This is a genomic window from Parabacteroides sp. PFB2-10 (assembly GCF_029893085.1).
Lineage (GTDB): Bacteria > Bacteroidota > Bacteroidia > Bacteroidales > Tannerellaceae > QVMG01.
On the sequence record NZ_JARXWI010000003.1, the window covers coordinates 62195 to 76709 of the forward strand.

Below are 14515 nucleotides of genomic sequence, written 5' to 3' on the forward strand. Positions count from 1 at the left end.
TTGTAGAAAAAATATTTCATGAGTATAATTGGATTAGGCAACGCCTTGGTAGACGTATTATTACGCATTGACTCCGACGAAGTGCTTCCACAGGTAGGCATTGAAAAAGGGGCTATGGACATGATCAGCGAAGAGCAGATGATTACTATTCGCAAAACCCAGGAGCGTTTTGAGAAAACCCAGACACCGGGCGGATCGGCCTGTAACAGCATGCGTGCCCTTGCTAACCTGGGCGCTCGCGCAGGGTTTATTGGAAAAATCGGTTCCGACGATACCGGAGCGTATTATGAACAGGCTGTAAACAAGGCGGGGGTATCGTCTTATTTTGTTCATACAGAGGGAATATCGGGAAGCTGCACCGTACTGATCTCGCCCGACGGCGAACGCACAATGGGTACCTTTCTGGGACCGGGCGCCACCATCCATCCGGATGAAATAACAGACGAGATACTTGCTGGTTATGATTACCTTTATATAGAGGGTTACCTGATCGTGAACGAACCGCTGATGCGCTCTATCATGAAACGTGCCCGGCAGTTGGGGCTGAAAGTGGCCTTGGATTTGTCGAATTTCAATATTGTCAATGCCTTCAAAGGTATGTTGGAGGAGTTGATTCCGGCCTATGTGAATATTCTTTTCTCCAACGAAAGCGAAGCAGAGGCTTTCACCGGGCTGCCGCCCGAAGAGGCTATACGGATATTGGCGAAACAGGTTGACATCGCCATCGTAACATTGGGAAAAGAAGGAGCTTTGATTGCCCAAAAAGAGCAGGTAGTCCATGTGGCTGCCGAAGGAGGAAAGCCCCTCGATACGACAGGCGCAGGCGATCATTTCGCTGCCGGAGTCCTGTACGGGCAGACCCGACAGGCCACCCTGGAGCAGTCGGCGCGCATCGGTTCCCTGCTTTCGGGGTATGTGATCGATGTGATCGGTCCTGAAATACCGACCATGCATTGGGATGAAATAAAGTTAAAAGTAAAAGAGATATTGGGTTAAAGCGCCCGGATTCCTTACTTTTACATCTTCGTAAAACGAATTAGAACCGAATGAATATGTTGAAGCAATCAAAAGCACTCGTGGGTGTGCTTGTTCTGTTTATCCTGGGTGGGATTTATACACCCGTAAGTGCGCAAAAAGACAATCGTTTTGAGATAAGTAAGAACCTGGAAATATTCAACGCGTTAGTCAAAGAGACGGAGATGTTCTATGTAGACTCTGTCGACATAGAAAAGACCCTTCGCCGCGGCATAAACGCTATGCTGGGTGGATTAGACCCCTATACGGAGTATATTCCCGAAGAGAATATGGACAATCTGCAACTGATGGCCACCGGAGAATATGGCGGTATGGGTTCGTTGATCCGTCAACGCCCTGAGGGCGAAGGGGTCATTGTGGCGGAACCTTATGAAGGTATGCCGGCTGCCCTGGCAGGATTGCAGGCGGGTGACCGTTTCCTGTTCATTGATTCGGTCGATGTTACCAACGCAAACAATGATGAGGTGAGCAAACTCCTGAAAGGGGTTCCCAATACGAAAATGACTGTGACCATACAGCGTCCCGGTGAAAAGAAACCCCGCAAGATAGATATTGTCCGGAAACAGATCGTTATCAACCAGGTGACCTACTATGGTGTGCAGGCGGGCGACGTGGGGTATATCTACCTGAGCGGATTCACCGACAAAAGCGGACAGGAGGTAAAGGCAGCATTCGAAGACCTGAAGAATAATCACCATATCAAATCCCTCATCCTGGATCTGCGGGACAATGGCGGCGGCGTATTGGAAGCAGCCGTGCAGATTGTCGGCTTATTCGTGCCCAAAGGAAGCGAAGTGATCTCTACGAAAGGCAAGATCAAACAGTGGGATCGCGTTTATCGCACGTCGGTTGAACCGGTCGATACGGTTATACCGTTGACAGTATTGATCAATGAGAACTCGGCCTCTTCGTCGGAAATTGTGGCGGGTGCCATGCAGGATCTGGATCGTGCCGTATTGGTCGGACAGCGTTCGTTTGGAAAAGGATTGGTGCAGTCCACGCGCGATCTTCCGTATGACGGCAAACTGAAAGTAACGATCAGCCGTTATTATATCCCCAGTGGCCGTTGCATCCAGCAATTAGATTACAGCCACCGCCGGGCAGACGGAAGCGTAGCAGCCATTCCTGATAGCCTGACAACCGTGTTCTATACGGCGAACGGACGTGAGGTACGCGACGGAGGTGGCATACGCCCCGACTTTGAAGTAGAAGCGGAGGACGTGCCTACGATGATGTATTACCTGATGAGTGATTATGTCTTGTTTGATTTTGTAACCGACTGGGTGCAGAAGCAGAAGAAAATGGTTCCTATAGAAGAGTTCGAAGTGACCGACGAAGACTTTGAAGCCCTAAAAGCTTATGCCAAAGAAAAGGAATTCAGCTACGACAAACAAAGCACAAAAGCCCTGAAGCAACTGAAAGAAATTGCAGAATTCGAAGGATACCTGAAAGACGACTCCACACTGTTTGATACCCTGGAAGAGAAATTAACACCGGATCTGGAACGCGACTTCGACCGCAACAAAGAAGCGATCAAGAAGCTATTGGCATCGGAAATCGTTGTCCGGTATTATTACCAACGGGGTCGGGTGATGGAAAGTCTGAAAACAGACAAGGTATTAGACAAAGCGATCGAAGTGCTCCACAATCAGGAGCTTTACCAATCGACGCTTCATACGACACCTAATCCTTGAGCGATAATATAAACTGTCTTGTTTATTTGCTTGTTGACCCAGCCCATGGGGTTTCCTTTGTCCGCCCATGGGCTGGGTTGAATCAGGCTTGCAGCCCCCCTTCTATCTTTAGATCATACCCAATTAGATAAAATCCATTCATTCGGACACTTTTGGCATATCATTTGTTATATTTATAACAGAACATCAAAAAAGAGGGATATGACATTACAAGAAATAAACAAGGCGTATGACCGGATTATCGGCTCGCTGGATAATAAAGAACTGAAAAATGCCTTCGTATTTCTGCATGGGATGATTTCCGGTTTGCAGGAATTTAGCTTTCTGGATAAGCTGAACGAACTGCAGGAGACCTATTCGTATATGTTGCGTTATCGCATGGAAGGGTTCAAAGATCCGATGCAGGAACATATCTATCATGGTCTGTTGGCTTCTACTTATAAATTGGCAGACCGGGTGAGACATAAAGGACTGGCTATCGAGTCACCGCTTACGTTCTACAGCCGACAACGCTCATTCCGTTTGGCTCCTCCGGTGTCTTATAGGGAACTTTATGAGATGTTGAAAGGCAGCAGTGAAGTGGTGGGGCAGGAAACGATTTACGAGGCTGCATTGGCACGGTTATACCAGAAAATATGGCTGTCGGACTTCCTGAAAACGGAAGAAAAGGCTGATATCCGTGCTATTTTGTCGGATTTGTCACTTCCTTCCTCTGTGGGTTGTCAGGTGGTGTCTGCTCTTTTTCTGGGATTGCAGATGTCGTTCGATCCGGAAAAAATGGATCTGTTGTTTGACGCCAGCGAATCGGCCGATGAAGAGGTGCGGGTGAGAGGGCTGATTACGCTATTGCTTACATTATATACCTACCGCAAACGGATCGAGATTTATCCCGAAGTGGGCAACCGTCTGGCAGCGCTGGCGGAAGGTAATCCCGGCTTCACTTCGGCTATCCGTACGATCACCCTGCGTTTTATCCTGGCGCGTGAGACCGAAAAAATCACCCGCAAATTGCAGGAGGAGATCATTCCCGAGATGATCAAACTGAGCTCGAAGGTGGGAAACAAAATCAACCTGAAAGATTTTACGTCCGAACCGATGAACGAGGAGATGAATCCCGAATGGGAAGAACTGATGAACGATGGCGAACTGGGAGAGAAGATGCGCGAATTTGGCGAATTGCAACAGGAAGGAGCCGATGTGATGCATTCGACCTTTGTTCATTTAAAGAATTTTCCTTTCTTTCGCGAACTAAATAACTGGTTCCTGCCTTTTATGCCGGAGCATTCTTCATTGCAAAGTTTTATCGGCAACGAGCAAAAAGGGCACGCCATGCTGGATACCCTGGCGATGGCCTCGTTTATGTGTAATTCAGATAAGTATTCGCTCTATTTCAGTATGATGCAGCTTCCCGACCCGCAGCGGCAAATGATGTTCGAACAGTTTGGCGGGCAGGCCTCCGAAATGATCCAGCAGGACAAAGAAGAGATCATCACCAACCGAGGGAAAATAGAGATTGTCACCGGGCAATACATTCAGGATCTCTACCGCTTCTACAAACTATATCCGGGACGAAGGGACTTTGATGATATATTCACCTGGACGCTCGATTTTCATAACCTACCGATCTTACAACCTTATATATCCGATGGAGAGAGTCTGACTGCCATTGCGGAGTATTACCTGCGCAAAGGCTACTACGCCGACGCGTTGGTGATCTATAAACGTCTGACGGAAAGAGATCCTGAAAGCAGTATTTTGTTCCAGAAAACAGGTTATTGTCTGCAAATGATGGGGCAACTCTCGGAAGCGCTTGAGGCCTATTTGCGCGCCGACCTGTTGCATACCGGCAGCAAATGGCTGATCCGCCGTATCGCGGGATGCTATCGTTCGTTGAAGCAGCCCGAAAAGGCGCTCTCCTATTTCCAACGCTGTGAAGCCTTAACGCCCGATGACCTCTCCGTTCAGATGAGTATCGGTCATTGCTACCTGGAGATGCGTCAATACGATGAGGCCTTGAAGTATTATTTCAAAGTGGACTACTTAGATACGAAGGGGCATAAGGCATGGCGGCCAATTGCCTGGTGTTCATTCCTGACCGGACGCTATGATCAGGCACTCAATTACTATAAAAAGATCATGGATGCCCAGCCGATCATGCAGGATTGGCTGAATGCCGGTCATACGGAGTGGGCATTGCAGCATGTCAAGAACGCGTTGGTCTATTATAAAAACGCGATCGGCATGGAGGGAGGCGATTACCATAAATTCCATGAGCAATTTCAGCAGGATATACCCGATTTGCTTATTGCCGGCATCGAGGAGAAAGAAATCCCTTTGATGCTCGATCAACTGAGGTATATGCTGGAAGAAAGCGGCAGTTGATGCCAAATAAGGTTGGTTTTTCATAAAATATCATGAATTTCAACCGAAAGGATGTGTATGTTTCGTTTTTTCTTTATATTTGAAAGCTAATGAATTTATTCTAAGGTTAAATATAAAATTATCATGAAAAGACGAGACTTTCTAGCAGGCACCGCTTTGCTTGGTGCAGGTATTCCACTTGGCGTTGCGCCTTTAGCATTAACTTCTTGTGATGGAAAAACTACTTCCGGTTCAAACGTAAAAGCAAAGACTCCGGAAGAATTAGGCATCTATTCTTTTGTTGACATTGCCCCCGACGGTAAGCCTTTGAAGGCTGCCTTGGTTGGTTGTGGAGACCGTGGAACGGGTGCCGCTACTCAATTCCTGAAATCAGGTCCCAACGTTTCTATTATTGCGTTGGCAGATGTGTTCCCCGACAGAATGGCAGGTTGCCGTAGGGTATTAAAAGAAAGATTCAACAACGAAGTAGCTGATGCTAATTGCTTTTTAGGCTTTGATGCTTATAAGAAGGTATTGGCTATGAGCGAAATCGATGTGGTATTGCTTTGCACGCCGACCCATTTCCGCCCTGTGCAATTCAAGGCTGCCGTAGAAGCCGGTAAGCATATCTTTATGGAAAAACCTTGTGCGGTAGACCCAACGGGTATTCGCACCGTGATTGCTGCTGCTAAAGTAGCCACCTCTAAAGGCCTTACCGTTGTAACAGGTAATCAACGCCGCCATCGTCGCGACTATTGGGAAGCTTATGTACAGGTGCAGAATGGCATTATCGGTGATCTGGTATCAGCTTCTGCTCATTGGGATCAGGGTGCCTGGTGGAACAAACGCAAACGCCCCGAATGGAGCGATATGGAATATTGCATTCGCAACTGGTTCAATATTAAATGGCTGAGTGGTGACCACCTGCTTGACCAAGCGATCCATAATATCGACATCGTTACCTGGTTTATGGGTGAACGTCCTGAAAAAGCAGTTGGCTTTGGTGGACGCGCTCAACGCCTGACGGGTGATATTTTCGACTTCTTCAGTGTCGACTATTACTATGCCAACAACAAACGGATGCTTGCTACTGCCCGTCAGATAGACGGTTGTGAAGGAAATGTTTGCGAACGGGTATATGGTACGAAAGGGGTTGCTCTGTTGAACGACCGCAATAATATTAAAATTGTCGACTACAGCGGAAATATTTTATGGGAATATGATTATGAAGCCAAACCGGTTAAAAACCCGTATGATCAAGAACATGTACATTTGGTAGAATCTATACGTCTGAACAAGAAAATCAATCAGGCGGAAGACTTGGCCTACTCTACGCAAGTAGCTATTCAGGGTCGCGAAGCAGCTTATACCGGTAAAGGAATTACCTGGGATGAGATTATGGCATCCAATCTTTATTATGGACCGGAAACCTATGAAATGGGTGCCCTTCCATTCTATAAAGAGGGCGAAGCGCCTGTTCCGGGGAAAGCGCCTAACGCACCTATGTAGTTGTTTTTGTAACATTCATCTAAATAAATATTTTACTCATGAAAAACCAATCAAAAAAAGTTTCCAGAAGAGACTTCTTAGGCATGTCGGCGTTAGGCTTGGCAGGTCTGACTATTTTGCCCAGCTGGACAATTAATGGTGTCCGGATGGCTCCAAGCGATCGCGTAGTCTTAGGGTTTATTGGCCTTGGACGGCAAAGCATTTCTGACTTCAATAGCTTCAAAAATTGTCCGGGAATACAGGTGGTTGCCGGATGTGATGTAGATTCAATCAAGAGAGATCGCTTCAAGAAAGTAGTGGGCGAATGGCAGAAATCAATCAATATGCCGGAACGTTGCGACCAATATGAATTCTACGAAGAATTGCTCGAACGCAAAGATATCGATGCTATATCCATTGCTACGCCTGACCATTGGCACGCATTGAATGTGATTCATTCCTGTCAGTCAGGAAAAGATGTGTATTGCCAGAAGCCGCTTTCGTATACCATTACGGAAAGTATGGCGATGGTGAAAGCCGTACGCGACAACAACTGCATCCTGCAAGTAGGAAGCCAGCAGCGTTCAAGCAAGGAATTCCAACAAGCCATCGCTTTAGTACGCAGTGGAGCTATCGGAGCGATCAGCAAGATCTATGTGCGTATCGGCGAACCGCCTGCTCCTTTCAATCTGAAAGAAGAGCCGGTTCCTCCTCACATGAACTTCAACCAGTGGCTCGGCCCGTTGAATAGTCCGGTGGTACATTTCAATAGTACGATGTGTCCGCAGATCTCCTATCCGGATTTGAGAGAGAAAGGCGAATGGGCTACTTGGCGTTATTACCGTGAAACAGGTAATGGCTTTACCGGCGACTGGGGTGCGCACCACTTCGATATCGCTCAGGCTGCCATAGGCATGGACGGCTTAGGCCCGGAAGAGTTTATCCCCGCAGGATACAACGGCACGAAATACGCAACATTGAAATATGGTAACGGCATTGTGATGACCGAACAGCCTTTCCGTGAAGACAGTGAACATGCTAAAGGCATACAGTTTATTGGCAGTAAGGGTTGGATCAAGGTGGCCAGAGGTTATATCGAATGTTCGGATTCCTCTTTGTTGAAGAAGTCGGAACAGAAAATCGGCGAAGGTGTATTCGAAATGAGTTCTCCTCACATGCAGGACTTCATCGACAGCGTACGCTCACGGAGAGATCCAATTGCTCCGGTAGAGGTAGGCAGCTCGACAAATATCCTTTGTTGTTTGCTCAATATTGCGTATGAACTGGGACGTCCGGTGAAATGGAATCCGGCTACGCAGCGCTTTATTGACGATAAAGAGGCGGAAGCTCACCGTTTGTATTGGTACGAATACCGGAAACCGTATACGTTACCTTATTGGAAATAATCATTAATTGCAATCATTATGAAGGTAAATAATAATTTTTCATACCTCTTTTTAGGAATAATGACACTCTTACTAAGCTGTTCGGGAGCGACTAAAGCAGTTGCCGAGGGCAATGATAAACCGTTAGAGGTGATGGAAATATCGGCCGATGCCCTGAAAGGCAAAAAGGTACTTTATGTGCATGGTGGTTGGGATGGACACGAACCCATTCAATGCCGCGACATCTTTATCCCCTGGTTGAAAGCGGAAGGCGCCGAAGTATTTGAGTTTGATAACCTCGAATGTTATGAAGACGCTGAGTTGATGGGTAAGGTAGATCTGATTATTCAGCACTGGACCCAGGGTACTATCTCCCGTGGACAGGAAAGAGCGCTGCTCAAAGCTGTGAAAAGTGGAATAGGCCTGGCTGGATGGCATGGCGGAACCGGAGACTCTTTCCGAAATAATATTGAGTATCAGTATATGGTCGGCGGACAATGGGTCGCTCATCCGGGAAATGTGATCCCTTATCGGGTGAACATTATCGACAAGAACGATCCGGTAACCCGTGGATTAAAGGATTTCGATATGAAGTCGGAGCAATACTTTATGCATGTTGACCCCAATGTAAAGGTGATGGTTACCACTACCTTTAGCGGTGATCATAACGAGTGGATCGACGGAGCAGTCATGCCGGTGGTTTGGAAAAAACAATACGGTCAGGGACGTGTATTCTATTCTTCTCTGGGACATGTGGCAAAAGATTTTGATGTGCCCGAAGCTTTGGAGATTATGAAACGCGGTATCCGCTGGGCTGCGGAAAGCAAAGAGAAAGGTCCGGAGCAATGGCTCTCACCTATCTATAAATAAGGAATAGAGATTCTCCTACGATAAACGCGAAGACGCGGAAAACACCAGGTTGTGTTTTCCGCGTCTTTCTTTGTTATTTATTGCCTTATCGCTTACCGATCAGGGAATATAGGTCTCCATCAATTTGGCATGAGGCGAAGGAATAATTGTGACCGACTCCGTTTCTGCCGGGATCAAAGCGGTTTGTCCCTGATGAAGAGTTAACGCATTGCCGTTATTATCTTTCAAAACCACCGTCCCCTCCATACAGATATAGATAAAGAAGGAATCATTGGCGGCCACTTCGCGTTGCATTTGCGTGTCCAAATCCAATAGGTTTGTTACGAAATAGGGGCACTCAGCCAACGGCACTGTTTCGTTGGTCGTGGCTTTGTAGTGCGTCTTTGTGTCCGGATACCAGGTGTAATCGATCGCATCCTTTGCCAAAGCGGTATGCAGTTCGCGTTCATTCCCTGCCACATCTTTCCGGTTATAGTCGTAGATACGGTAGGTGATATTACTGGTCTGTTGGATTTCAGCGATGAAACAACCGGCTCCAATGGCATGTACACGCCCGGCAGGAAGAAAGAACACATCACCGGGAGCTACTGCGTAAGCCTGTAATACATCCATAAGTGTATTGTCTTCCACTCTTTTTACATACTCATCCCGGTCGATTGGTTGCGAGAAACCGGACAAAAGCTTTGCCTCCGGCGCCGCTTTTATGACATACCACATCTCCGTTTTGCCGAATGATTGGTGACGTTCCATTGCCAACGCGTCGTCGGGGTGTACCTGGATCGACAGATCATCACGCGCATCAATAAACTTAATCAATAAGGGAAAAGTATCTCCAAACCGGTCGATCACCTTTTGTCCGCTCAGGCGGGCGCCATACGTGTGAATCAGCTCATCCAAAGACTGGCCTTCCAGCTCACCGTTTGCCACAACGGAGTAATTGTCCTCCACATGGGATATCTCCCAACTTTCGCCTATTCCCTCCTGAACAGGAGTGATCCCCTTAAAACGGCAAATAATAGAGCCGCCCCATATCACAGGTTTCAATATGGGTTTAAAAATAAACGGATAAAGCATATATTGTTATATCATGAATTAATCTTTCTCAATACCATGCCCGAACGTGCCGGAAGATACAGTTTCAGCCACTCTTTCTTCTCTTTGCGGTAGAGCGGGTCGAAGTTTGTCAGGTGATGAATCGTGTCGTCTGTCAGGCCAAAGCCGCCAAAGCGGGGATCATCCGTGTTGAGGATCACCTCGTATTCGCCCTGCGGACAAAGGAATCCGTAACCGGTAAACGATTTGTCCGGGCTGAAATTGAAGACAAACAACAGGTCTTTGCGCATATACGCCAAAGTCTGGTCGCCATCGCTGTCCCATATTTTCTGAATAGGGGTTTCCTGAAAGTCCTTCACACTTCGGATCACCCGGAGCATCTCCTTGTCGAAATCACCCAGGAAGTGGTATTTCAGATTTTGGTCATCGACCAATTCCCACTGGCGGCGTGCATACTTATGCGACCATCCGTTTCCTTCACGCGGGAAATCAATCCATTCCGGATGCCCGAATTCATTACCCATAAAGTTCAGATAACCACCGTTCATTGTGGAGGCGGTGACCAGACGGATCATCTTATGCAGAGCCATGCCGCGGTCGACTGTGAAATTGCTGTCGCCCACCATCATATGCCAGTACATCTCCGAATCGATCAACCGGAAGATGATGGTTTTATCTCCCACCAAAGCCTGGTCGTGGCTCTCCGCGTAGCTGATCGTTTTCTCATCGGCGCGACGATTGGTCGTTTCCCACCAGATCGACGACGGATGCCAGTCTTCATCTTTCTTCTCTTTGATCGTTTTGATCCAGTAATCGGGAATATTCATCGCCATGCGGTAATCAAAACCGTAGCCTCCATCTTCCAGTTTGGCCGCCAGTCCCGGCATACCGCTCACCTCTTCGGCAATCGTAATGGCCTGTGGGTTGACTTCGTGTATCACTTTGTTGGCTAACGTCAGATAGGCAATGGCATCGCCATCCTGATGTCCGTTGTAGTAATCGCCGTAATTCATAAAGGCTTCGCCCAATCCATGACTGTAATAAAGCATAGATGTGACACCGTCGAAGCGGAACCCGTCAAACTTGTATTCCTCCAGCCAGAACTTGCAGTTCGACAATAGGAAATGAAGTACCTCGTTTTTGCCATAATCAAAGACCAGCGAGTCCCATGCCGGATGTTCCCGGCGTGCTCCCGCGTGGAAGTATTGTGTGTAGGAGCCATCGAAACGCCCCAGTCCTTCGACCTCATTCTTCACCGCGTGGCTATGCACGATATCCATAATCACGGCTATCCCCATCTCGTGAGCCTCGTCGATCAGTTGTTTTAATTCTTCCGGTGTGCCGAAACGCGAAGAGGCAGCGAAAAAGCTGCTCACATGATAGCCAAACGATCCGTAGTAGGGATGCTCCTGAATGGCCATGATCTGGATCGCATTGTAGCCATCTTCCTGTATGCGTGGCAACACCTTCCGGCGAAACTCATCGTATGAGCCCACCTTCTCTTCCGAGGTGCCCATGCCAATATGGCATTCGTAGATCAGAAGCGGGGAGGTATCGGGTTTGAATGTTTTTTTCTTAAACTGATAGGGATTTTCCGGCGCCCATACCTGCGCGCTGAATATCTTCGTCTGTTCGTCTTGCACTACGCGGCGAATCCAGGCCGGAATACGTTCGCCCTGACCGCCTTCCCATTCCACCAATAATTTGAACAGGTCGCCATGGTGCAATCGATCGGCATCCAGCCATATCTCCCACGTACCCCCTTCCTGCGGAGTCATTCGGTAGGTCTCTTCTTTTTTCCATCCGTTGAAATCGCCAACGAGGTAGATAGCCGTCGCATTTGGTGCCCATTCACGGAACACCCAGCCGTCAGCCGTTTTATGCAATCCGAAATAAAGATAACCGGAAGCGAATTCCGAAAGAGTTTGTTTACCGTTGTTAGTCAAGGATTTTTCTTTTGCCCCTACATATTTATATCGTCCCTCTATGGCACTTTTATAAGGACTCAGCCAGGGATCGTTTTTGACCAGATTCAATGTATCCATCTTTTCTGTTTCTTGGTTATCCTGCAAATATAACACCAACCGGATGATTTTCTTTCATTCCCGTTCAATAAAAAGTTGTTTCTTTGTTGAAAGAAACAATTATACTGCCAATAACATGAAAGAGAGATTCATAAAACGTATAGTCCTGTTTGTATTCCCTTTGACACTATTTCTGTATGGTGTCCTGTTTACATCATGTACTACTTCCGATATCCATTTTCCTTTGGAGGAGACGCTCACGCCTGAGTTGATGCCCCTGCAAGGGGTAACATCTCCCTTCCGGGTAGAGGTGAAGCCACCTTTTTTAATTATTCAGAATGACTTAAAGCAGCGGGATAGCCTGTTTCATGTGTATGATCTTACGAGTTATGAGCTGAAATATGCTTTCGGCCGGATAGGGGAAGGCCCTGATGAGTTTGTGGGGCCATGGATGTTCTATTCACCCCTTCCGGACCTTCTTATTGAGGATTACGGAAAAGAGCAGGTTTTTCGGTATAGTCTCGACGAGGCAGGCATACCCCAATTAAAGGGTAGTAGGCACCCCCTCTTTGTGTATGGCACCTCGAATGCCGCTTTTATCAACGATTCTTTGTATGTGATGGATGCTATGTTTGCCGCTCCAAGCCTGTATCTGTTGGGTTTCGACGATGCCTCACCAAAGAAATCATGGTCCTATCGGGATCCCAACCTATTGGATTATTTCTCCGATCCCAACGCCGGCAATGTGTATGCCAACGAAAATCGTATCATACTTTGCTATGAATTTAAGAAACAGATAGACTTTTTTGATACAGAGCTCAACCTGTTGCATAGCGTGGTGTTCGACTACGAACCTCCGGCTGATACGACAAACGATGGTACTCCCAAAAAAAGCTATGCCTACGGCTATATAGGTAAACGCTATTTCTATGCCCTCTTTTTTGGCGTTTCCTGGAATGATCACCAGAATGTCTATAACACCTGTGGAACAATCCTTGAGGTGTTTGATATGGATGCCAATCCGGTTGCTCGTTACCACCTCGATGGACGCCGCCCGTCCGGCTTTGCTGTCGATGAAGAAACTTTTACGCTCTATGGTGCGGGAGCCGATGGTGACCCGGAGGACTATCTGTTAATGTATAAACTAAAAGGGCTTCTTTAATAAATCCGTTACCGAATCTTTTACAAAGGCGAAAAACGGTTTTGACATTTCATGGATATGTGAATAAATGTTAAACCACCTATTTTCGACGAAACCCCGAATTTACGATTTGTAATTTCGGCAGGACTTTGCGCGCAAAAAAGCGGGACTTCGGAGACAAACTCCCGGGAGAAACATTTTTTAACGTATGGATTTGTAAGCAAAACGGTCGTTTTACTTACAATCGATATTTTAACATTTCAGTATGAATTGTTCTTAGGGAGCGGTTTTTTTATGTTATTTCTGAAAGTTCGCATATCCTGTTATGGAATGCTTAGAGAATATACTCTTCTAATTATTCCCTGTTTTTCTTGTATCTCTTGTGGTAACTGGAAAGGTTATACAGCCGCTATCTCTTTTAGAGCAACCGAAGCATTGCTGAACTATATGGAAGCACAGTATCTGTTGAGCAAAAATGTCTCTTCCGGGAAAATTCTGGAGTATTGGAGAGCTATCCGTGAAGCTGCTGGTTTTGCAGGAAATGCTGTCGATCCTTTGGTCACTATTGCCGCTACAGATATGACAAAAGAAACATTAGACTGGGGTGCGTATAGTGGAGGGCAACTTCTTAGCGATCCTGCCTTATTTAATATTCGTCGCGAACGTCGTTGCGAATTGATGGGTGAAGGTCGTAGATGGATGGATTTAACACGTTGGCGTTCGCTTGATCAATTAAAAACAAGCCCTTACCATGTGGAAGGCATTCACCTGTGGGGTACTCCTTTTGAAGAGCACTATCAATTTACGGCGAATCAATATAATGGAAGCAACTCTGCTGTTGTTTCAAGTCCTCAGTTGAGTGAATACATTCGCCCTCACGAAGTAAATATGACTTCAGGAAATCTTGTGAGAGACGGATATACCTGGACGATGGCTCATTATTTGCAGCCGCTTCCTATCAAACAATTCTTATTGACTTCGTCTGATCATGAATCAGTAGAATTGTCACCGCTATATCAAAATCCTTATTGGCCTACGGAAGCCAATTTGCCAGCAGAGAAATAAGCAACTCTAAAATCACCTTTCTTAAAAGGCCGTTCCCGCTTGTTGGGGAATGGCCTTTTTTTGCGTATTATATATCCATTTTTCGAAAACCCCTAACTTTGAAACTTTGGCGGGAGAATTTCACCGAAATGCAAAGCCCTCTCCCCTTGCCCTATCTCCTTCAAACATTACATTACCTAATCTCCCCAAATAGGCATTTACCGAATGAACTATAAAAAAGAAGTAATAATATCTGTTGGATTTATCACCTATTTTCTTTTCCTTTGCAGCCGAATAGACAGGGGTGCTTGTGAAAAATTCACAGGCTGAGATTATACCCATAGAACCTGAAGCGGGTAATGCCGTCGTAGGGAAAAGAATGAAGTGCCGGCCGGGCTTCATGGTATATCCTTCCAAAAA

General features: G+C 46.7%; 9 protein-coding genes, 1 pseudogene and 1 riboswitch. Of the genes and pseudogenes, 8 read left to right on the plus strand and 2 right to left on the minus strand.

The features are described 5' to 3' along the window. Positions 1-18 precede the first annotated feature (18 nt). From M2137_RS03545 to M2137_RS03570, 6 genes are all read left to right on the plus strand, one after another. Positions 19-996, plus strand: a complete 978-nt coding sequence (locus M2137_RS03545; RefSeq protein WP_280765087.1) for an adenosine kinase — start codon at positions 19-21, stop codon at positions 994-996. 56 nt (positions 997-1052) lie between these two features. Beyond that, positions 1053-2729, plus strand: a complete 1677-nt coding sequence (locus tag M2137_RS03550; protein ID WP_280765088.1) for a S41 family peptidase — start codon at positions 1053-1055, stop codon at positions 2727-2729. Positions 2730-2930: 201 nt separating this feature from the next. Beyond that, positions 2931-5111, plus strand: coding sequence for a tetratricopeptide repeat protein (locus M2137_RS03555; protein ID WP_280765089.1), 2181 nt, complete (start codon positions 2931-2933; stop codon positions 5109-5111). Between the two features lie 123 nt (positions 5112-5234). Further along, positions 5235-6599 (plus strand): Gfo/Idh/MocA family oxidoreductase, encoded by a 1365-nt coding sequence (locus tag M2137_RS03560; RefSeq protein ID WP_280765090.1) that lies wholly within the window; start codon positions 5235-5237, stop codon positions 6597-6599. A 38-nt stretch (positions 6600-6637) separates the two neighbouring features. After that, positions 6638-7984: a Gfo/Idh/MocA family oxidoreductase gene (locus M2137_RS03565; protein WP_280765091.1), complete on the plus strand. Its 1347-nt coding sequence runs from the start codon at positions 6638-6640 to the stop codon at positions 7982-7984. Positions 7985-8002: 18 nt separating this feature from the next. Beyond that, the gene (locus M2137_RS03570; protein WP_280765092.1) at positions 8003-8833 is read left to right on the plus strand and encodes a ThuA domain-containing protein; all 831 of its coding nucleotides are present in this window, start codon (positions 8003-8005) and stop codon (positions 8831-8833) included. A gap of 99 nt (positions 8834-8932) precedes the next feature. Here M2137_RS03570 and M2137_RS03575 read toward each other — a convergent pair whose 3' ends face one another. Both M2137_RS03575 and M2137_RS03580 read right to left on the minus strand, forming a co-directional pair. Then, positions 8933-9907 carry a type I phosphomannose isomerase catalytic subunit gene (locus M2137_RS03575; RefSeq protein ID WP_280765093.1) on the minus strand — a complete coding sequence of 325 codons (975 nt, stop codon included), beginning with the start codon at positions 9905-9907 and terminating at the stop codon, positions 8933-8935. 11 nt (positions 9908-9918) lie between these two features. After that, the gene (locus tag M2137_RS03580; RefSeq protein WP_280765094.1) at positions 9919-11931 is read right to left on the minus strand and encodes an alpha amylase C-terminal domain-containing protein; all 2013 of its coding nucleotides are present in this window, start codon (positions 11929-11931) and stop codon (positions 9919-9921) included. 115 nt (positions 11932-12046) lie between these two features. On the opposite strand from M2137_RS03580, the gene M2137_RS03585 reads away from it, so the two are divergent. Beyond that, positions 12047-13072 (plus strand): hypothetical protein, encoded by a 1026-nt coding sequence (locus M2137_RS03585; RefSeq protein WP_280765095.1) that lies wholly within the window; start codon positions 12047-12049, stop codon positions 13070-13072. Between the two features lie 363 nt (positions 13073-13435). Continuing rightward, positions 13436-14116 (plus strand): annotated as a pseudogene (locus M2137_RS03590) (RagB/SusD family nutrient uptake outer membrane protein); the annotation flags it as partial. A 269-nt stretch (positions 14117-14385) separates the two neighbouring features. Beyond that, a riboswitch (TPP riboswitch) is annotated at positions 14386-14486 on the plus strand. Positions 14487-14515: the final 29 nt, after the last annotated feature.